This window comes from Ancylobacter amanitiformis, from assembly GCF_030814815.1.
Lineage (GTDB): Bacteria > Pseudomonadota > Alphaproteobacteria > Rhizobiales > Xanthobacteraceae > Ancylobacter > Ancylobacter amanitiformis.
Genome location: NZ_JAUSVR010000003.1, coordinates 394,211 through 413,280, shown reverse-complemented (window position 1 = coordinate 413,280; position 19,070 = coordinate 394,211). Strand labels below are relative to the sequence as shown.

Genomic DNA, 19,070 nt, shown 5'->3' with positions numbered 1-19,070 from the left:
GCCGGCCCCCCCCCCCCCCCCCCCCCCCCCCCCCCCCCCCCCCCCCCGCCGCCCCCCCCCCCCCCCCCCCCCCCCCCCCCCCCCCGACGCGCTACGACGATGGAGCGCGCGGCCCCCTCACCCCAGCCCTCTCCCCCTCGGGGAGAGGGAGTCTGGCGGCTCACGTCACAGCGCATCGAACGCTCCCGTCCTCTTGGCCAGCGTCAGGAACAGCGCCATGACCAGGATCGGCACCAGCGAGAAGGCGGCCGCCAGCGGGACGTTCCCGGCCGTGCCCTGCTGCATGTAGACCGCCTGCCCCAGCACCAGCGCCGAGGTGCCGATGATCTGCGGCACGATGTAGTCGCCGAGCGTCAGCGAGAAGGTGAAGATCGCCCCCGCCACCACGCCCGGCATGGCGAGCGGCAGGATCACCGTGCGGAACACGAGGCCCGGCGCGGCGCCGAGGTCCCCCGCCGCCTCGATGAGATGGGCCGGCACCCGCTCCAGCGCCGCCTGCACGGGCAGGATCATGAAGGGCAGCCAGAGATAGGTGAAGGTCAGCACCATGCCGGTATAGGAGACCGAGAGCGAGGGCCCGCCGACCAACGGCAGCGCCAGCCACGCTTCCAGCGCGCCACCGAGGCCGAGCCGCCCGGCGAACCAGCCGATGGCACCCTCCTTGGCCAGCAGCAGCTTCCAGCCATAGATTTTGACGAGATAGCTCGACCACAGCGGCATCATCACCGCGAGATAGAACCCCGCCTTCACCCGCGGGCCGGCATAGCGGGCGGCATAATAGGCGATGGGGAAGGCGATGATGGCGCAGAGCAAGGTCACCACGGCGGCGATGGCGACGGTGCGCTGCACGATGTCGAAATTGGCCGGGCGGAACAGCTCCAGCAGCGTCGCGGTGGTCGGCTCGCGCACAATGGTGCCGGAGAACTCGTCGATGGAGAAGATCGACTGGCCGAGGAAGACGAACAGGCTGCCGAGATAGACCAGGCCGAGCCAGAGCAGCGGCGGGACGAGCAGCAGCAGGGTGAGCAGCCTGGCGCGACGGACCAGCAGGTCGGAGAGGCGGCGCAGCGCTCCGTCATGCGGATCGGGCAGGTCGAGGGTGGAAAGGCTCATCCCTCGCTCTCCATCGGCTGGAGGGCGGCGCGGGGAATGGCGAGCCGCACCGCATCGCCTATGGCGACGCCGCTGGCGCTGGCCGGCACGGTGGCGACAAGCGACGGCCCCCCGGAGGTGCGCACCGCCACCCGCCGCACCGGCCCCTGATAGGACACGTCCTCGACGATGCCCTCGACCACCGCCGCGCCCATGGGCGGCGTGGCATTGGGCGCCAGCAGCGCGATCTTCTCCGGCCGGAGGCTGGAGGGGCGCTCCGCCCCGCCGAGCGCGAGCGCCTGCGCCGCGCCGAGCACATTGGCGGAGCCGACGAACTGGGCGACGAAGCGGGTCGCCGGACGCTCATAGACCTGCTCGGGCGGCCCGACCTGCACGATCCGCCCCTCGTTGAACACGGCGACGCGGTCGGCCATGGACAGCGCCTCGCCCTGATCGTGGGTGACGAAGACGAAGGTGAGGCCGAGCGCGCGCTGCAGGCTTTTCAGTTCGCTCTGCATCTCCTCGCGCAGCTTGAGGTCGAGCGCGCCCAGCGGCTCGTCCAGCAGCAGCACTTTTGGCCGCACCACCAGCGCGCGGGCGAGCGCGACGCGCTGGCGCTGGCCGCCGGAGAGCTGCGCCGGGCGCCGCGCCTCCATGCCGGCGAGCTTGACCATGGCGAGCGCCTCGCGCGCCAGCGTGTCGCGCTCCGCCCGCCCGACGCCACGCACGCGCAGGCCATAGGCGACATTGTCGCCGACGCAGAGATGGGGGAACAGCGCGTAGTCCTGGAACACGGTGTTCACCGCGCGCCGATAGGGCGGCAGGCCCTCCACGCTCTCGCCGAAGATCGCGATATGGCCGGCATCGGGCTGCTCGAAGCCGGCGATGAGGCGCAGGCACGTCGTCTTGCCCGAGCCGGAGGGGCCGAGCATGGCGAAGAACTCGCCCGGCGCGATGGCAAGGTCCACCCCGTCGACCGCCCGCACCGTGCCGAAATGCCTGACAACACCGGCAAAGCGGACGGCGGGCGTGACAGGCGGCGGCGCGGGGGCATGCATGGCGAGGCGATCCGGCAAGGTGGTTAGAGAAGAATGACGCTGCGCGAAGTCCTGCGCGAAGTCCTGCGCGGGGTCCCGCATCTGCGTTCCGCCTGCGGCGTCACCGGTCCGGGAAACGGCGTGACGTCGTGTCCCGGACCCGCGGAGGCGAAGCCGAAGCGCAGAGCGGGGACCCAGCGCAAAGCTGCGCCGAAGGCGCCCTCAACCCCACCCCTTTACCGTTGACGGGAGAGGGGCCCGTGGCACGGAACGGGTGGCGCCTCATCGCCCGCCGAGCACGGCGATGTAATCCGACACCCAGCGGTAATAGGGCACGCAACCGGCGGCCTGGGTGGCGCATTTGGCGACCGGGGTGCGCCAGAACTTGATCTTCTCGAACTCCTCGGCGCCATTGGTCTTGCAGCCATCGGCCCCGAGCAGATCATTGCCCTTGCACGCCGCGGGAACCGAGGGCACCGAGCCGAACCAGGCCGCGAGGTCGCCCTGCACCTTGGGCGAGAGCGAATGCTCCATCCACATATAGGCGCAGTTCGGGTTCTTGGCGTCGACATGCATCATGGTGCTGTCGGCCCAGCCGGTGGCGCCCTCGGCCGGAATGGTCGAGGCGATCGGCTTCTTCTGGCTGACCAGCAGGTTGACCTGGAACGGCCACGAGGACGAGGCGACGACGCCCTCATTGGTGAAGTCGTCCACCTGGATCATCGCGTCGTGCCAGTAGCGCTGCACGATCTTGCGCTGGCCGCGCAGCAGGTCGAGCGCCGCCTTGTACTGCTCCTCGGTCAGCTCGTAGGGATCCTTGATGCCGAGCTCGGGCTTGTGCGCCATCAGATAGAGCGCGGCGTCGGCAATGTAGATCGGCCCGTCGAAAGCCTGCACCCGGCCCTTGTTGGACTTGCCGTCCGGCAGGGTCTGCTCCTCGAACACCACGTTCCAGCTCTTGGGCGCGGCACCCTTGAACGCCTCCGTATTGTACATCAGCACATTGGAGCCCCACTGGTAGGGCACGCCGTAATTCACGCCGTTCACCGTGTGCCAGGGCGCGTTCTGCAGGCGGTCGTCGACGGTCTCCCAGCTCGGGATCAGCTTGGTGTTGATCGGCGCGACCTTCTTGCCGGCGATGAGGCGCAGCGAGGCGTCGCCGGAGGCGGTGACGAGGTCGAAGCCGCCTTCGTTCATCAGCGCCACCATCTCGTCCGAGGTGCCGGCGGTCTTCACATTGACCTTGCAGCCGGTCTTCTTCTCGAAATCGGTGACCCAGTCATAGGCCTTGTCGGTCTCGCCACGCTCGATATAGCCGGGCCAGGCCACGATATCGACCTGCCCCTCGCCCGGGCCGATCGCGGTCATCTCCGCGGCGAGCGCGGGCTGGAGGGTGAGCGAGGCGCAGGCGACCAGCGCCGGCAGATGCAGATAGCGGCTGTGCATGTTCTGTCCCTCTGTTCCGCGGGCACTTTCGGCCCTTTGAAAACCAGTGTGCCGCTGCGTCCGGCCCCGCGCCACACCAAAGATCAGAACCGAGCCATCGGAAAAACCGATGAGTATTTGCTAGGCTTGCGGGATGGGATGAAACGAGTGGCTGCGCCTTCGGCGAAGAGTCTTTGCGCCGGGTCCCGGATCGGCGCGGCACGTCGTGCAGCTTGTCCGGGAAACAGCTACATGTCCCGGACAAGTGACGCCGCAGGCGGAATGCCGAGCCGGGACCCAGCGCAAAACTCCGCCGCAGGCGGCACCCCCCTCACCTCCCCCGCCCGCCATGCCGGGTGGCTGCCACCGAGACGAAGCCGGCAGCGGCGGGGGATAGCGGCGAGCCGCGCCGCCAGGCGGTCGCCACTTCCACCGCCGGCACGTCGTCGATCAGCGTGCGGGCCTCGATCTTGTCACCTTCCAGCGACCATGGCCGATAGGTCAGGTCCGGCAGTACGGCGACGCCCGCACCGGTCGCCACCAGCGAGCGCACCGCCTCCACCGAGCGGGTGCGGAAGGCCACGGGCGGGCGGATGCCGAGCCGGCGCCAGACGATTTCGGAGGCTTCGGCAATCTCGTCAATGGTGAGCAGCACATGCGGCTCGCCGGAGAGAGCGGTGAGGCTCACCCGCTCCTCGGCGAGCGCGGGATGGCCGAGCGGCAGCCATACGCGGTAGGGCGAGATTTCGACCGCCTCGGTCTGCAGCGCCGCCGAGCGGCGTCCCGGCGGCAGCACCATCACCGCCACGTCGAGTTCGCCGCCGACCAGCAGATGCTCCAGATAATCCGCCGCATCCTCCACCGCCTCGACGGCGACACCGGGAAAGGCGCGACGGAAGCGCGCCATGAGGTCGGAATAGATATAGCCGGCAACCAGCGGCGTGACCCCGATCGAGAGCCGGCCGGTCAACGCCGTCGCCTCGGTGCCGGCCAGCGCACGGCGGGCATCGGCGACATCGGACAGGATCTTGCGCGCGTGGCGCAGGAAATGGTGCCCCTTGAGGGTGAGGTCGACCCCGCGCGCGTGGCGCTCCAGCAACTGGAAGCCGAGATCGAGTTCCAACTGGCGCAGCGCCTCGGTCACGGTCGATTGCGAGATGGACAGCGTCTGCGCCGCCGAGGACACCGAGCCATTCTCGGCCACGGCCACGAAATACTGAAGCTGCCGGAGCGAGAAAGCCATCGGAGGATCCGCGAGAGACCGGGTTTTCCGATGGTATCACAGCAGGCGCCTCTGGCGAGGGCCTCGCGGCACGCATTCCCGGGCCAGCGTGACGCCATCCGGGAAGATACGCCGTCGCCGTCAGCGCGCCAGCAGGCTTTTCAGCTCGAAGCTCTCATCGCCCGCCTGCTCGGGGGTGAGAACCGGCGTGCCGGCCAGCAGGCGGCGGCCGAGCATGTGGTCGGCCGGGCGGTTGACGCTTTCGATCGCGGTCAGCACGCCGTCGCGGAAGCGGAACACCGAGAAGCGTCGCGAGGCCGGGTCGCCGCGCAGCACGGCGCTGTCCGTCGGCCCGGCGAGGCCGACCATCTGCAGCTTGAGGTCGCCCTGGTCGCTCCAGAACCACGGCACCGCCTCGAAGGGCGCGGACTTGCCGGTGAGCCGCGCGGCGAGGCAACGCGCCTGGTCCACCGCGTTCTGCACCGATTCCAGCCGCACCATTGCCGGTTCATTCTTGCCGCCGGCGAAGCGGCTGGGATAGGCCACCGCATCGCCCAGCGCCGAAATAGCGGGGTCGCTGGTGGCGAGATGATCGTCGACCACGATGCCGTTCGCCACCTCCAGCCCCGCCTCGGCCGCGATTTCCACATTCGGCACCACGCCGATGCCGACCAGCACGAAATCAGCCGGATGCACCACGCCATCCGTCGTCTTCACGCCGGTGACGCGACCCTCGGCACCCTCAAGCCCGACGACACCGGCCCCGAGCAGCAGGGTCGCGCCCAGGTCGCGGTGCGCCTGCGCGAAGAAGGCGGACATCTCCGGCGACACGGCGCGCCCCAGCGGACGCGCGGCCGCCTCGATCACCGTCACCTCATGGCCGAGCGCACGGGCGACCGCGGCGAATTCCAGCCCGATGAAGCCGGCACCGATCACCACGACATGGCGCGCGCCCGCCAGCGTCGCCTTCAGCGCGTCGGCATCCGCGCGGGTGCGCAGGTAATAGACGCCGGCAAGTTCACGTCCCGGCACGGGAAGCGGCCGGTTGCGCGCCCCGGTGGCGAGGATGAGATGGGCATAGGACAGGCTCTCCCCGCCCTCCAGCCGCAGGCGGCGCATGGCACGGTCGATGCCGGTGGCGCGCGCCTGGATGAGTTCGATCCGGTGGTCGGCATAGAAGGCGGCGGGGCGCAGTTCGATCTGCTCGATGCCGGCATCGCCCTTCATATAGGCCTTGGAGAGCGGCGGGCGCTGATAGGGCAGGCCCGGCTCGTCGCCCACCAGCGTCAGTGGCCCGGAGAAACCGGCCTCGCGCAGCGAGGCGGCGGCCTGAAAGCCCCCCTGGCCCGCACCGAGAATGACGATACGTTCTTCCGCTCTCTCGTTCATGCCGTCCTCGGGTTCCTGCTCACGACGCCCTGCGGGCCTTGGCGACCAGCCGGTCGCGCTCGTCATAGATCGCCTCGCGGATGCGCGCCATGAACTCGGCATCCGGCAGGCCGGGCGGTATGGGACGCAGGAAGGAGACGGTGATGGTGCCCGGACGGATGAGGAAGCTCTTGGCCAGCCAGAACAGGCCGGCATTGTGCACCATCGGCACGACCGGCACGCCCAGCGCCTTGTAGAGCAGCAGCACGCCGCGATGGAATTCCGCCCGCTGGTCCACCGGCTGGCGCGTGCCCTCGGGGAAGATCAGCAGGCTGCGCCCTTCCGCCACCGCCGCGCGCCCCTCGCGGAACATCTTCTTCATCGCCGCCCCGCCGCCCGCGCGGTCGATGGCGATCATCGGCGAATGCCGGAGGAACCAGCCGAAGACCGGGATGCGGTACAGTTCCTCCTTCAGCACGATGGCGACGTCCGGCACCAGCGTGGCGGCGGCTATCGTCTCGAAGGTGGACTGGTGGTTGGCGACATAAAGCGCGGCCCCCGCCGGCCGGTTGCCCTCGCCCATGGTGCGGCAGGCCACGCCCACGAGACGCAGCAGCGCCAGCACCCCGCCGGCCCACATCCGCGAGAAACGGCGGGTCGCCCGAGGCTCCCTGCGCAGCGCGTAATAGGGGATCGTCAGCGCCAATAGCGCCGTCCACAGGACCAGCAGGACGAGGAAGAGGGAGGAACGCAGGCGGGACATCGGGGCGCGGATCTGGAAGCAGCGGATGACAGGGGCGAGGCAGGTGGCAGGATCTAGAGCATTTTCGAGCGAAGTGGATTCCGGTTCGCGTGAAGAAAATACGTCAGAACAATAACCTAGAGCTTTTCCGGTGAACCGGAATTCACCGGAAAAGCTCTAGCAGATCCGCGCCGGCTCAGGGAGGGCCGCCAGTGCCCGGGACATCGGGCCGCGGAACCCCGCGCGGCGGTGCGCTCAGCCGCTGCGCCCCGGCGAGCCCTGCGGCTCCAGCAGGGCGAAATGATCGACATCGAACATGCCGAAATCGGTGATCTTGAGATGCGGTATCACCGGCAGCGGCAGGAACGCCACCTGCAGGAAGGGTTCGGCCAGCACCACGCCCAGCGCCTTGGCCGCCGCGCGCAGCGGGATCAGCGTGTCATGCACCTCCTCGAAACTGCCGGTGGACATCAGCCCGGCAACCGGCAGCGCCAGTTCGGCCGTGACCTTGCCCCCGTCGGCGACGACGAATCCGCCCTTCAGCTCGATGAGCCGGTTCACCGCCGCCGCCATGTCGGCGTCATCGGCGCCGACCACGCAGATATTGTGGCTGTCATGGCCGACCGATGAGGCGATAGCGCCGCGCTTCATGCCGAAGCCATGCACGAAGCCCCGCCCGATATTGCGGTTCTTGCCGTGGCGGGCGACGACGCAGACCTTGACCGCGTCCTTGTCGAGATCGACCCGCTTCTCGCCGTCGACGATCGCGAGGTCCAGCGCCACGTCCTCGGTAATGATGCGGCCGGGCACCACGCCCATCACCCGCGTCGCGCTCGTCGTGGCGGGGATGCGGAAATCCGACGCCGCGACCCGCTCGGCCTTCATGGATTCCAGCCCCACCGGCGCGATGAAGCTGCGGGTGGCGAACAGTTCCGGTGTCACCAGCCGCCCGGCGGAGATGACCTGGCGGACCGAGCAAGCCTCCAGATCGTCCAGCAGCACGATATCCGCCCGCCGGCCGGGCGCGATGAGGCCGCGATCGGTGAGCCCGAACGCGTTCGCCGCCGACCAGCTGGCCACGCGATAGACATGATGCAGCGGCGCGCCATGGGCGATGGCCGTGCGGATCATGAAGTCGAGATGGCCCTCCTCGGCGATGTCCAGCGGGTTGCGATCATCCGTGCAGAAGGCGAGGAAGGCGGAGGTGTCGGCGCAGATGAGCGGGATCAGCGCGTGCAGGTCCTTGGAGACCGAGCCCTCGCGGATGAGCACGGTCATGCCCTTCATCAGCTTCTCGCGCGCCTCGGGCAGCGTCGTTGCCTCGTGCTCGGTGCGGATGCCGGCGCTGATATAGCCGTTGAGGTCGCGCCCCCCAAGCAGCGGCGCGTGGCCGTCGATATGCCCGTCGGAAAACGCTTCCAGCTTGGCGAGGCAACCCTCGTCCTTGAACAGCACGCCGGGAAAATTCATGAACTCGGCAAGGCCGATGCCGGAGGGATGGCCACGCAGGGCGACGAGGTCGGCCGCGCTCAGCTCGGCCCCGGAGGTCTCGAAGGCCGTGGCCGGCACGCAGGAGGACAGCTGCACGCGCAGGTCCATGATGGTCTGCTCGGCGCAGCGCTGGAAATACGCGATGCCCTCCGCCCCCAATACGTTGGCGATCTCGTGCGGGTCGCAGATCGCCGTGGTCACGCCATGCGGCAGCACGCAGCGATCGAATTCCAGCGGGGTGACGAGGGAGGATTCGACATGCAGATGCGTGTCGATGAAGCCGGGAACGGCGAACAGCCCCGTGCCGTCGATTTCGCGCGCGCCCTCATAGCGGCCATAGGTGCCGACGATGCGGGAGCCGACCATGGCGATATCGGTCTCGGTGATCGTGCCGGTGATCACGTCGAGCAGCTTCACGTTCTTGACGACGAGATCCGCCGCGGCAACGCCGCGCCCCGCATCGATATAGCGGCCGAGGGTTTCAGCGTCGATTGTCATGGCGAAACTCCGGTGAGGCGCGGGCGCGCCCTTTATGGCAGGCGGACGGGCCGCGCCGCCACCCCCAATTTCCCGTTCACAGCAGCACCCCGTCCACCGGACGCGGCAGGTCGGGCAGGTCGGTCTCGCCCAAAGCCTCGCGCAGGTTGATCTCGATCATGCCGGCAATGGCGCCGATCGGCACCGCGCTGGAATGCAGGCTGAACGGCTCCTCCATCTCGTCGCCCAGCGCGTCGAGGCCGAAAAACGTGTAGGCGACGAGCCCCGCCACGATGGGCGTGCCCCAGCCGATCACGTCGGCAAAGCCGAAGGGCAGCAGGAAGCAGAAGATGTGCGCGGTGCGGTGCAGCAGCAGCGTGTAGCCGAACGGCACCGGCGTGGTGCGGATGCGCTCGCAGGCGGCCGCGGCGTGGCACAGTTCCTTCAGCGAGCCGTCCAGCATGGAAAATTCGATATCCGAGACCAGCCCGCCGGTGCGGGCCGCCGCCAGCCGCGTGCCGGCCTCGCGCAGCCGCGCATCGGCGGGAAAGCGCCATCGCCCCGCCGGCGCCACGCCGCGCAGCAGATCGACCAGTTCGCGGACATAGGCGATCACCGCCTCGATGAGATCGCGGCGCAGCGCCGGGCCCGCCTCCCCGCGCGCTTCCAGGACGAGGCTCTGCCGGGCAAGGTCGCGCACGGCCGCCACCATCGCGCCCCACTGCTTGCGCGCTTCCCACCAGCGGTCGTAGCAGGCGCTGTTGCGGAAGGCGAGGAACACGGAAAGCGCGATGCCGACGAGCGAGAACGGCGTGCCGTCGAGCGTGGGTACCAGCCCCGGGCGCCAGGCATGGCCGCCGACCACGGCGGCGGACAGCACCATGACGAACAGGCATTGCGGCCACACCCGCCGGATCACCGACCCCTTGAGCGTGAAGAACAGTTCGAGATAGCTCGGGCGTTCGCGGACGATCATTCCGGCACCGGATCGGGACATCCCCGGGAGGATGGCGGGCGCCGGGCCGGGGATCCACGCGTGACGCTAGACCATTCGCCCCGCATCCGCTCCCGGGAACGCACGACGGGAACGCCCGCCCGCGCCCTCCCCGCGCCGGGACAGGCTCACGCCGTCTCCGCGCTCGCCCCATCGAGGCGGGCCATGTCGGTCGGCGAAAGCGTCAGCGCCGCCGAGGCGAACAGGTCGCCCAGTTGCTCGACGCGGGAGGCGCTGGCGATCGGCGCGGTGAGGCTCGGCCGCGCCATGATCCAGGCCAGCGCGACCTGGGCCGGGGTGGCGCCGCGCGCCGCCGCCACCGCGTCCAGCGCGGCGAGGATGCGCAGCCCCCGCGCGTTGAGATAGGTCTTCACCACATCCCCGCCGCGCACGCTGCTGGCGGCATCCGCGGGCACGCGATATTTGCCGGTGAGGAAACCGGCGGCGAGCGCGTAATAGGCGACGACGCCCAGCCCGTTGCGCTGGCAGATCGGCTCGATCTCGGCCTCATAGCCCGCGCGGGCATAGAGGTTATATTCCGGCTGGACCACCTCGTAGCGTGGCAGGCCCTCGCGCGCCGAAACCGCGAGCGCATCGAACAGACGCGAGGCGGTCAGGTTGGACGCACCGATGAGGCGCACCTTGCCGGCCTTGATCAGCTCGTCATAGGTCGCGAGCACGTCCTCGAACGGCGTTTCCGGATCGTCCCAGTGCGAGAAATACAGGTCGACATAATCGGTCTGCAAACGCTTCAGCGACGCCTCGATGGCGGTGCGGACATAGTCGGGCTTCAGGCAGCGCTTGCCGAGGCCCATGTCGCTGCCGACCTTGGTGGCGAGCACGATTTTCGCGCGATTGCCGCGCGCCTTCATCCATTTGCCGATGATGGTCTCGGATTCGCCGCCCTGATTGCCGCTCGCCCAGCGTGAATAGACATCCGCCGTGTCGATGAAGGTGAACCCCGCCTCGAACAGCCCGTCGAGCAGGCGGAAGGAGGTAGCCTCGTCGGCGGTCCAGCCGAAGACATTGCCCCCGAAACAGAGCGGCGGGACCAGTATGTCGGAGCTGCCAAGGCGGCGAAGTTCCATGCGTCGTTCCTCCGGCTTCATGCGCCGCAGCCTGGGCTGCGCAGGTGCGACTCTATGCCAGCGCGCGACGGCGGCCAGCCACCCCCCAGTTGTAACGTCCTCTATGTCGACCGCGTGTCGCGGATCGCGCCCCTCACGGGAAGCGCGGGGCCGATCGCGCGAGGGTCAGAAGCCGTCCTCGTCGCGATTGCCGACCTCGATCAGTTCCACCGCATGGCGCTGGCACACCTCCCGCAGCGAGGGCGAGGAGACGACGTCGGTGACAAAAGTGTCGACCTCCTGCATCGCGCCGATGCGCACCGGCGCGGAGCGCTCCAGCTTGGAGCGGTCGGCCACCAGGATGACCTGGCGGGCATTGTCGATGATGGCGCGGGCCACCTGCACCTCGCGGTAGTCGAAGTCCAGCAGCGTGCCGTCCTCCTCGATGGCCGAAGCGCCGATGACCGCATAATCGACACGGAACTGCCGGACGAAATCGACCGCCGCCGAACCGATCACCGCCCCGTCGGCATGGCGCACCGGCCCGCCGGCCATGATCAGTTCGATCTTGGGATGGCGGTAGAGCAGCGTGGCGACATTGAGATTGTTGGTGATGACCAGGAGATCCTCATGGTCGCCAAGCGCGCGGGCCACCTCCTCGGTGGTCGTGCCGATATTGATGAACAGCGACGCCCGGTTCGGCACCATGGCGGCGGCGGCCTCGGCGATGGCGCGTTTGGCGCCCTGCGCCATGGCCCGACGCGCCTCATAGGCGACATTCTCCACGCCCGACGCCACCACAGCCCCGCCATGCACGCGCGACATGAGCCGGCGCACGCACAGGTCGTTGAGGTCCTTGCGAATGGTCTGGGGCGAGACTTCGAAACGCGTGGCGAGGTCGTCCACGCTCACGCGCCCCTGGGCGCGCGCCAGCACCAGAATGTCCTGCTGGCGTGAGGATATGGCGTTCATCCCGTGGCCCGTTCCTGCCCCCGCGCCGGCGGGACGTCCGAGAGAATGATTCTGTCACAATCCTGCACAATGGCGGGACGAGCGCAAATAATCGCTTAGCTGCGCTGCAGCATGGGCGCCGGCGCCAGCAGGGCCTCCACACGGCGTTGCAGCACCGGCAGGTCCACCTTGCCGCCGGAGGTGCGCGGCCAGTCCTCCAGCGCGAGAAAGCGGCGCGGAAGCTTCGCCGTGGGCAGGTGGGCGCGCGCATGGGCCCGCAGCGTCGCCTCTCCTGCCGCGCCCGGACCGCGCAGCACCGCGACCATCTCGACCCCGCGCAGCGGATCCGGCAGGCCCAGCACGACCGCCTCCTCGATGCCCGGCGCCGCGGCCAGCACGGCCTCGACCTCCTCGGGATAGACATTCATGCCGGCCGTCACCAGCATGCGCCGTTCGCGCCCCGCGAGGGTGAGATAGCCCGCCGCGTCCAGCCGGCCATGGTCGCCGATGGTGAGGAAGGCGCCCGCGCGCCGTGTCTCCGCGCCGCCCCCGCAGGCATAGGCGTCGAACAGCATCGTGCTGGCGACCCAGATCGCGCCCGTCTCCCCGGCCGGCAGGTCCCTGCCCGCCTCGTCGCGGATGGCGAGGGCGACACCGGGCGCCGCCCGCCCCACCGATCCCGGCGGGGGCGTCTCGCCGGGGCGCACCAGCGTGATGAAGCTCATCTCGGAGGCGCCGTAGAACTCGGCGATGCCGGCGTGGGGAAACACCGCCGCCACCGCCGCGCGCGTCTCCGACCGCCATTTGGCGCCGCTGATCAGGATGCGGCGGATCGTGGGACAGGTCAGCCCCTCGGCCGCCGCCACCTTGGTGAGCATCTGCAACTGCGTCGGCGTGGCGTAGAGCGCGGTGACATCATGCCGGGCGATGAGTTCGAGCGCCCGGAGCGGGAGAAACTGCCGCAGCATCACGGCCGTCGCGCCGATATGCAGCGCATGCACCACGCCATAGAGGTGCAGCGAGGCGGACAGCCCGCCGGGCGCCAGGATCACGTCGTCGCCGGAGAGGCCGAAGACCTCCTCGCTCACCGCGAAACTGTCGATCCACGAGCGATGCGCGCGCCGGTAGCCCTTGGGCACACCGGTGGAGCCGGAGGTGAAGCCGACATAGAAGGGCTGGTCCGGCGACACCTCGACCGCCGGCACGGGCGCGGCATCGGCGGCGTCGCCCTCGGCCAGCGCGAGCGGGGAGCCGAGCGCGGCATCAATGCTCGCGCGATAGGTGGCGGGCCAGGACGGATCATAGACCAGCGCGGCGCGCCCGCCGGTCGCGCAGGCGAAAAAGGCGGCGACCAGATCGGGCGAATTGCCCATGCCGAGCGCGACATCCGCTCCCGGCGCCACGCGGCTGGCGATCCGGCCGCGCCAGCGCGCCACGCGCACCGCAAAGGCGGCACGGGTGAGCATTTCCTCGCCGCAGATGAGGGCCGGGCGTTCCGGGGCCTCCAGCGCGAGCGCGTCGAGCCGGTCGCCGATGCGGTGCGCCACGGCGTCAGCGGGCGCGCGAGAGCAGCGCCTCGGGCAGGCCCCGCGCCACGGTCTGGGCGATCAGCGCGGTGAGCACCGCCTTGATGGCGTCGCCGGGAATGAAGATGAGGCTGGCCTTGGTGGCATCGAGCAGCGACAGCTTCGCGTTGAGCGCCATGCCGACAATGCCGAACGCATACATGACAAGGATGCCGCCGACCGCCGCGGCGACCAGCGCCGCCGGAAAGACCGGAGCCTTGCGCAGCGCCTGCATGATCCAGCCCGCGACAAAGGCCGCCGCGATGAAGCCGAACATGAAGCCGACCGAGGGCCCGAAGAACACGCCCAGCCCGCCGCGCCCGCCGGCCAGGATCGGCGCCCCGAGCGCGACGACGAACAGCATAAGCACCATGGCCAGCGCGCCGCGCCAGGCCCCGAGCATGACCCCCGCCAGCATCGCCCCCATGCTCTGGGCGGTGATGGGCACGCCGGCCGCGAAAGGAATGTCGAATCGCGGCAGCAGCCCGAGCACCGCGAAAATGGCGGCATAGAGCGCGATCTGCACGAGCGAGCGGTCCTTCATCGGTGGGTTCCTCCGGGTGCGCCGCCCCGCGCGGCCAGCGCCTCGGCGGTATGATGCGACATTCTCAGCGTCTGGATACAGAAAGGCGCCAGCAGCCGCCAGCCTCCGCGTCGCCCCGAACGGGCGCGATGGGATTCGTTGAGCGCCTCCCACAGCGCGAATAGCAGCGGCACGAAACGGATCATCATCGCCACCGCCAGCGCCACCGCGCGCGGCGACACGCCGACAAGGCGCAGCGGGCTCAGGATCGGCTCCACCGCATCCATCATCGCGTCCATGCGCGTCGTCATGGTCACGGCATTGGCCAGCAGCACCATGGCGAGCAGGCGCGCCAGCACTGCGAGGCCGAACGCGACGTCGCCATTCCACGCGTGGAACGCGAAGAGGATGGCGAAGACCGGCCACATAGGCCGCACCAGCGCGATCTGCCGCAGCGCCGCGCGCCCGAGCGAGACATAGAGCGCCAGCGTGCCGGCCAGCAGGCCCGCCATCACGGGCAGCGAATCGAAGGGCGCCACCGCGAGGCTGACCAGCGCCAGCGCCAGAAGCTTGCCACCCGCGGGGAGGCCATGCAGCCAGGTGCGCTCGGGCAGATGGAGCGAGATCATGCCAGCGTTTCCGCGAAGGCGCGATAGGCGGCGATCACCTCGGCCGGCGGACCATCGCCGCGCACCCGCCCCTCATGCAGCCAGACCACACGCTCATAGCTGGCGAAGGCATCCAATTCATGGGCGATCAGCAGCACCTGCTGCGGCAGCGTGGCGATCAGCGCCTCCAGCCGGCGGCGGGTCGGCAGGTCGAGGCTGGAAAAGGGCTCGTCGAATACCAGCACCTGCGGTTCCATGACCAGCACGGCGATGATGCACAGGAACTGCTTCTCGCCCTCCGAGAGCGCATGGACAGGCCGCTCCGCCCAGTGCGCGCGGCCGAAGCGGGCGAGCGCGGGCACCGCCTCGCGCTGCGCCTCGCGACGCGGCCGGCCGGCCTGCTCCAGGCTGAAGGCGATTTCCTCGGCGACGGTGGGAAAAATGATCTGATGGTCGGGATTCTGGAAGATGAAGCCGACCTTGCGCGGCAGTTGCTCGGCCTCCTCGCCCGCATCGAGCCCATGGACGACCACGCGCCCCGCATCCGCCGCGAGCAGCCCGTTCAGCAGCCGCACCAGCGAGGATTTGCCCGAGCCATTGGTGCCGATCAGGCCGACCCGACGTTCGCAGAGCGCGAGCGAGAGCCCGTCGAGCACCCGCCGCCCGCCGCGAAGGAGGGTGACGTTGTCGAGCAGGATGGACGAAGCTTTCGGCACAGGCGGGGTCCGGCGGCAGATGACGGTGAAACGGGCGGGCGGCGATGCGGCGTCGTAGCGCTGCTTATTGGCGCCGGAATGCCGTCCTGTCGATACGGCGATGGTCCGGCTCGGCCTCACCCGCCCGCGCCGGCACGCGCCGCCCCGCCCCTCAGGGTCGCCAGGGTGAACCTGCGGAAGCGTGCGAAGGCCGCCCGCGCATCGCCCGCGCGGGCCCGGATGACCGCGCCCTCATACGCGTCGATCACATAAGCGGCCGTCTCCGCCGGATCGAGCGAGGCGTCGACCTCGCCGGCCTGCTGGGCCTCGCCGATGAGGACGGCGAGATCGAGTTCCCATGCGGCGAAAACCTCGCCCAGCTGGCCGCGCAGTTCCATGCCGAGCCCCGGCGCGGCCAGCGCCAGCACGCCGTAGAGACACCCCGCCACTCCCTCTTCGGACATGGTCTCCCGTTCGAGATGCGCCAGATGCCGCTCCAGCCGGGCCATCGGGCTCAAGCCCGCATCCGCGAACAGCGCCTGCCGGATCTGCCGATAATGGTCGGCATAGGCGGCGAGAACCGCGCCGGCAAAGTCCTCCTTGCTCGCGAAGAAATGGTAGAAGGAGCCCTTCGGCACGGCGACCGAGGCCAAAAGCGGACCGATGCCGGTGCCCTCATAGCCCTGCTCCAGCATCGCCTTGCGGCCCGCCGCGACAATCCTGTCGCGCGTGGGGATTTTGACTTCCATCACTAGACGACCGGTCTACTATAATTTAATCATCCATCGATCCGATCACAGCGAGGCAGCCATGTCCATCATTCATGCGCGCTCCGTGGGGCTCGCCACCGTGCTCCTCGCCACGCTGCTGTTCAGCCTGGTGGGCCTGCTGGTGCGCATGGCGGGCCTCGATTCCTGGTCCATCGTGCTGTGGCGCTCGCTTTTCGGCGCGCTGGCGCTCGGGTTGATCTGGCGGATCTCGGGCCGCGACAAGGCGGGCGCCCTGCGCTCGGTCTTCTCGAAGGCCGGCCTCGTCACCGTCGCTCTCGCGGTGGGCGGCAACATCGCCTATATCGCGGCCCTCAAGCTCACCTCGGTGGCCACGGTCATGACCGTCTATGCCGCCCTGCCCTTCGTCACCGCCGCCATGGGCTTCCTCGCGCTGGGCGAGCCGCTGAGCCGGCGTTTCGCCGCGGCGGCCGCGCTGGCCGCGATCGGCATCGTGATAACCGCGGGCGCGGCGATCTCGGCCGGCGACATGGCGGGCATCGTCGTCTCCTTCGTGATGACGGCGAGCTGGGCGGGGCTGCTGGTGCAGGCCAAGAAGCACGCCGCGCTCGACCTGACGCTGGTCAGCCTGCTCTCGTCGCTCGGCGCGATGATCCTCGTCCTGCCCCTCGTGCCCCTGAGCCTGCCCCCGCTCGATTCCCTGCTCGTCTGCGCCCTGCTTGGCGTGCTGACCTCGGGCCTTGCCACGGTGCTCGCGCTGGTCGGCGGGCGGCATATAGGTTCGGGCGAAACCGGGCTGCTCATGCTGCTGGACGTCGTGCTGGCGCCGCTCTGGGTATGGCTCGCCTTCGGGGAAACGGTCGGGCTGCCCGTGCTGATCGGCGGCGCGCTGGTCGTTGCGGCGGTGGCCGGTTATCTCGTCAGTGGCACGGCCCGCCGCCCCGCGAGCTGCCCGGCCGCGTAGGCGGGCCGGAAAGCGTCCGTCTCACAGCATTTCCAGCGCCCGCTTGCGGCCCGGCGGCGGAAAGGCGGCATCCAGCGCGGCGAGATCGTCGGCATCCAGCGCGATATCCCTGGCGCGCGCGTTCTCGCGCATGTGCTCTGGATCGGACGCTTTCGGGATCGCGATGTTGCCGGGCGCGCGCAGCACCCAGGCCAGCGCGATCTGAAACGGCTTGGCGCCATGCTTGGCGGCAATGTCGCCCAGCACGCCGCGCGTCTTGATGCGGCCCTGCTCGATCGGGCTATAGGCCATGAGCGGCACGTGGTGCTGAGCCAGCCACGGCAGCAGATCGAATTCCGGTCCACGCCTGGTGAGGTTGTAGAGCACCTGGTTGGCGGCGCAGCCCTCCCCGCCCGGCGTCTCGGACAGCTCGTTCATGTCATCCGTGTCGAAATTCGACACGCCCCAGTGGCGGATCTTGCCCTGGCTCCTGAGATGCTCGAATCCGGCAATGGTCTCGGCCAGCGGCACGCCGCCCCGCCAGTGCAGCAGATAAAGATCCAGATGGTCGGTCTTCAGCCGCTTCATACTGCGCTCGCAGGCCGCCACGACACCGGCGCGGCTGGCATTGTGCGGATAGACCTTGCTGACGAGGAACACCTTGTCGCGCAGGCCGGCCAGCGCCTCGCCGAGAAAGCTCTCGCAGGCGCCCTCGCCATACATTTCGGCGGTGTCGACCAGCGTGAGGCCAAGTTCGATGCCGAGGCGGATCGATTCGGTCTCCGCCTTCCGCGCCCCGGCGCGCTCGCCCATCATCCAGGTGCCGATGCCGAGCGCGGGAACACGCGTCCCGCCGGGAAGAACCACGCCGCTCATCATCCGACCTCCCTATTCATACATGCTGCGGAGTGCCATTGCCGCGCGCGCCGCGCAAGCATGCTATCAAGTGCGCCGCAGGAAGTCCCCGCGCCGTGGAGCCCGATGACCCCGTCCCCCGGACCCGACGCACCGCATAGCCAAGAGCCCGACTGCCGGGAGCCCGACAGCCCGGAGCCCGACAGCCCGGAGCCGGGCCTCGCCATCGGCCTCTCCGCCGTCATCGTCGCTGTGACCGGCGATGATCCGAAAGTGCTGGCCATCCGCCACGCCAATGGCCGCGAGGGGCTGCCCTCCGGCCCGCTGGAGCGCGGCCACCGCACGCTGGAAATGGGGCTGCGCTCCTGGGTCGAGCGGCAGACGCTGCAGGAACTCGGCTATGTCGAGCAGCTCTACACGTTCGGCGATCGCGACCGGGGCGAGGATGGCGCGCGCGCGCTCTCCCTCGCCTATCTCGCCCTGGTGCGCGAGGCGCGACCAGCGGGCGACGCCGATGCCGCCTGGCAGAGCTGGTACCGCTACTTTCCCTGGGAGGACTGGCGCGACGGCCGGCCGGCCGTGCTCGACCGGCTGGAACCGGGCCTGCGCGCCTGGGCCGCCGCCGCCGTCAATCCACGCATGGCGGAGACCCGCGTCGAGCGCATGAGGCTGTGCTTCGGCAGCGCGGCGAGTGGACAGGAAGCGGGCTGGCAGGGAGCGGGCTGGAACGAGGCCGGCTGGAATGAGGAGCGCGTGCTGGAGCGCTATGAACTGCTCTATGAGGCGGGGCTGGTCGCCGAGGCCCTGCGCGAGCGCGGCGCGGCGCGCACCGCCGGCACGCCGTCCGGCATCGAGATGCGCGAGGACCACCGGCGCATGCTGGCGCTCGCCATTGCCCGGCTGCGCGGCAAGATCAAGTACCGCCCCGTGGTGTTCGAACTGATGCCGCCCAGTTTCACCCTGCTGCAATTGCAGCGCACGGTGGAGGCGCTGTCGGGCGGGCGCCTGCACAAGCAGAATTTCCGCCGGCTGGTCGAGCAGCAGCGCCTCGTCGAGGAGACCGGCGAGACCACCAGCGAGACCGGCGGGCGCCCGGCCCGCCTCGTGCGCTTCCGCCGCGAGGTGCTGCTGGAACGCCCGGCGCCCGGCGTACGGCTGCCCGGCGGCCATGGGCGGCGGGCGTAGGCACGATTCTTCCGGCCATGGCCGCCGGTGGGCCGCTCGTCCGTTTCGCGGTCAAGCGGCAGGCCGTGCCGTGGAGAGCCGGCACGATCCCCGATTCTCGCG

Annotated in this window: 18 protein-coding genes; 2 read left to right on the top strand and 16 right to left on the bottom strand. The window is 69.7% G+C overall.

What is annotated here, in order from left to right; translation table 11 throughout:
• Positions 1-165 precede the first annotated feature (165 nt).
• The 15 genes from QOZ99_RS07325 to QOZ99_RS07255 all read right to left on the bottom strand — a co-directional run bounded on the left by QOZ99_RS07325 (position 166) and on the right by QOZ99_RS07255 (position 16,006).
• Complete coding sequence (locus QOZ99_RS07325; RefSeq protein WP_306889315.1) at positions 166-1,113, bottom strand: ABC transporter permease; 948 nt, start codon at positions 1,111-1,113, stop codon at positions 166-168.
• Positions 1,110-2,150, bottom strand: a complete 1,041-nt coding sequence (locus tag QOZ99_RS07320) for an ABC transporter ATP-binding protein (RefSeq protein WP_306889339.1) — start codon at positions 2,148-2,150, stop codon at positions 1,110-1,112. Before QOZ99_RS07320 ends, QOZ99_RS07325 begins: the two co-directional genes overlap by 4 nt.
• Before the next feature lie 261 nt (positions 2,151-2,411).
• On the bottom strand, positions 2,412-3,575 hold the full coding sequence (locus QOZ99_RS07315) for an ABC transporter substrate-binding protein (protein ID WP_306889314.1): 1,164 nt from the start codon (positions 3,573-3,575) through the stop codon (positions 2,412-2,414).
• A gap of 310 nt (positions 3,576-3,885) precedes the next feature.
• On the bottom strand, positions 3,886-4,797 hold the full coding sequence (locus tag QOZ99_RS07310) for a LysR substrate-binding domain-containing protein (RefSeq protein ID WP_306889313.1): 912 nt from the start codon (positions 4,795-4,797) through the stop codon (positions 3,886-3,888).
• A 120-nt stretch (positions 4,798-4,917) separates the two neighbouring features.
• Positions 4,918-6,165: an NAD(P)/FAD-dependent oxidoreductase gene (locus QOZ99_RS07305; protein WP_306889312.1), complete on the bottom strand. Its 1,248-nt coding sequence runs from the start codon at positions 6,163-6,165 to the stop codon at positions 4,918-4,920.
• A 19-nt stretch (positions 6,166-6,184) separates the two neighbouring features.
• Positions 6,185-6,907 carry a lysophospholipid acyltransferase family protein gene (locus QOZ99_RS07300; protein ID WP_306889311.1) on the bottom strand — a complete coding sequence of 241 codons (723 nt, stop codon included), beginning with the start codon at positions 6,905-6,907 and terminating at the stop codon, positions 6,185-6,187.
• A 234-nt stretch (positions 6,908-7,141) separates the two neighbouring features.
• Positions 7,142-8,875: an adenine deaminase gene (gene ade, locus QOZ99_RS07295; RefSeq protein WP_306889310.1), complete on the bottom strand. Its 1,734-nt coding sequence runs from the start codon at positions 8,873-8,875 to the stop codon at positions 7,142-7,144.
• A gap of 76 nt (positions 8,876-8,951) precedes the next feature.
• Positions 8,952-9,830 carry a bestrophin family protein gene (locus QOZ99_RS07290; protein ID WP_306889309.1) on the bottom strand — a complete coding sequence of 293 codons (879 nt, stop codon included), beginning with the start codon at positions 9,828-9,830 and terminating at the stop codon, positions 8,952-8,954.
• 146 nt (positions 9,831-9,976) lie between these two features.
• Positions 9,977-10,936 carry an aldo/keto reductase gene (locus QOZ99_RS07285; RefSeq protein ID WP_306889308.1) on the bottom strand — a complete coding sequence of 320 codons (960 nt, stop codon included), beginning with the start codon at positions 10,934-10,936 and terminating at the stop codon, positions 9,977-9,979.
• Between the two features lie 165 nt (positions 10,937-11,101).
• The gene (locus QOZ99_RS07280) at positions 11,102-11,887 is read right to left on the bottom strand and encodes a DeoR/GlpR family DNA-binding transcription regulator (protein ID WP_306889307.1); all 786 of its coding nucleotides are present in this window, start codon (positions 11,885-11,887) and stop codon (positions 11,102-11,104) included.
• A 95-nt stretch (positions 11,888-11,982) separates the two neighbouring features.
• Positions 11,983-13,413, bottom strand: a complete 1,431-nt coding sequence (locus QOZ99_RS07275) for an AMP-binding protein (RefSeq protein WP_306889306.1) — start codon at positions 13,411-13,413, stop codon at positions 11,983-11,985.
• Positions 13,414-13,417: 4 nt separating this feature from the next.
• Positions 13,418-13,975 (bottom strand): biotin transporter BioY, encoded by a 558-nt coding sequence (locus QOZ99_RS07270; RefSeq protein ID WP_306889305.1) that lies wholly within the window; start codon positions 13,973-13,975, stop codon positions 13,418-13,420.
• The gene (locus QOZ99_RS07265) at positions 13,972-14,583 is read right to left on the bottom strand and encodes an energy-coupling factor transporter transmembrane component T family protein (RefSeq protein ID WP_306889304.1); all 612 of its coding nucleotides are present in this window, start codon (positions 14,581-14,583) and stop codon (positions 13,972-13,974) included. Before QOZ99_RS07265 ends, QOZ99_RS07270 begins: the two co-directional genes overlap by 4 nt.
• Complete coding sequence (locus tag QOZ99_RS07260; RefSeq protein WP_306889303.1) at positions 14,580-15,278, bottom strand: energy-coupling factor ABC transporter ATP-binding protein; 699 nt, start codon at positions 15,276-15,278, stop codon at positions 14,580-14,582. The genes QOZ99_RS07265 and QOZ99_RS07260 overlap by 4 nt, the downstream gene beginning before the upstream one ends.
• A 116-nt stretch (positions 15,279-15,394) precedes the next feature.
• Positions 15,395-16,006: a TetR/AcrR family transcriptional regulator gene (locus QOZ99_RS07255; protein ID WP_306889302.1), complete on the bottom strand. Its 612-nt coding sequence runs from the start codon at positions 16,004-16,006 to the stop codon at positions 15,395-15,397.
• Between the two features lie 61 nt (positions 16,007-16,067).
• Here QOZ99_RS07255 and QOZ99_RS07250 point away from each other — a divergent pair, with 61 nt between their 5' ends.
• A complete protein-coding gene (locus tag QOZ99_RS07250; protein ID WP_306889301.1) occupies positions 16,068-16,949 on the top strand; it encodes a DMT family transporter in 882 nt (293 codons plus the stop codon).
• 21 nt (positions 16,950-16,970) lie between these two features.
• On the opposite strand, the gene QOZ99_RS07245 is transcribed toward QOZ99_RS07250, so the two are convergent.
• On the bottom strand, positions 16,971-17,804 hold the full coding sequence (locus QOZ99_RS07245; protein WP_306889300.1) for an aldo/keto reductase: 834 nt from the start codon (positions 17,802-17,804) through the stop codon (positions 16,971-16,973).
• Positions 17,805-17,909: 105 nt separating this feature from the next.
• Between QOZ99_RS07245 and QOZ99_RS07240 the strand changes: the two genes are divergently transcribed.
• Positions 17,910-18,968 (top strand): NUDIX hydrolase, encoded by a 1,059-nt coding sequence (locus tag QOZ99_RS07240; protein ID WP_306889299.1) that lies wholly within the window; start codon positions 17,910-17,912, stop codon positions 18,966-18,968.
• The last annotated feature ends 102 nt before the right edge of the window (positions 18,969-19,070 follow it).

Bases quoted from the DNA above. Each gene is read 5' to 3' on its own strand.
- QOZ99_RS07270 (WP_306889305.1), bottom strand. From the start codon at position 13,975: ATGAAGGACCGCTCGCTCGTGCAGATCGCGCTCTATGCCGCCATTTTC.
- QOZ99_RS07290 (WP_306889309.1), bottom strand. From the start codon at position 9,830: ATGATCGTCCGCGAACGCCCGAGCTATCTCGAACTGTTCTTCACGCTC.
- QOZ99_RS07300 (WP_306889311.1), bottom strand. From the start codon at position 6,907: ATGTCCCGCCTGCGTTCCTCCCTCTTCCTCGTCCTGCTGGTCCTGTGG.
- QOZ99_RS07310 (WP_306889313.1), bottom strand. From the start codon at position 4,797: ATGGCTTTCTCGCTCCGGCAGCTTCAGTATTTCGTGGCCGTGGCCGAG.
- QOZ99_RS07245 (WP_306889300.1), bottom strand. From the start codon at position 17,804: ATGAGCGGCGTGGTTCTTCCCGGCGGGACGCGTGTTCCCGCGCTCGGC.
- QOZ99_RS07250 (WP_306889301.1), top strand. From the start codon at position 16,068: ATGTCCATCATTCATGCGCGCTCCGTGGGGCTCGCCACCGTGCTCCTC.
- QOZ99_RS07285 (WP_306889308.1), bottom strand. From the start codon at position 10,936: ATGGAACTTCGCCGCCTTGGCAGCTCCGACATACTGGTCCCGCCGCTC.
- ade (WP_306889310.1), bottom strand. From the start codon at position 8,875: ATGACAATCGACGCTGAAACCCTCGGCCGCTATATCGATGCGGGGCGC.
- QOZ99_RS07320 (WP_306889339.1), bottom strand. From the start codon at position 2,150: ATGCATGCCCCCGCGCCGCCGCCTGTCACGCCCGCCGTCCGCTTTGCC.
- QOZ99_RS07280 (WP_306889307.1), bottom strand. From the start codon at position 11,887: ATGAACGCCATATCCTCACGCCAGCAGGACATTCTGGTGCTGGCGCGC.
- QOZ99_RS07315 (WP_306889314.1), bottom strand. From the start codon at position 3,575: ATGCACAGCCGCTATCTGCATCTGCCGGCGCTGGTCGCCTGCGCCTCG.
- QOZ99_RS07255 (WP_306889302.1), bottom strand. From the start codon at position 16,006: ATGGAAGTCAAAATCCCCACGCGCGACAGGATTGTCGCGGCGGGCCGC.
- QOZ99_RS07240 (WP_306889299.1), top strand. From the start codon at position 17,910: ATGACCCCGTCCCCCGGACCCGACGCACCGCATAGCCAAGAGCCCGAC.
- QOZ99_RS07325 (WP_306889315.1), bottom strand. From the start codon at position 1,113: ATGAGCCTTTCCACCCTCGACCTGCCCGATCCGCATGACGGAGCGCTG.
- QOZ99_RS07305 (WP_306889312.1), bottom strand. From the start codon at position 6,165: ATGAACGAGAGAGCGGAAGAACGTATCGTCATTCTCGGTGCGGGCCAG.
- QOZ99_RS07265 (WP_306889304.1), bottom strand. From the start codon at position 14,583: ATGATCTCGCTCCATCTGCCCGAGCGCACCTGGCTGCATGGCCTCCCC.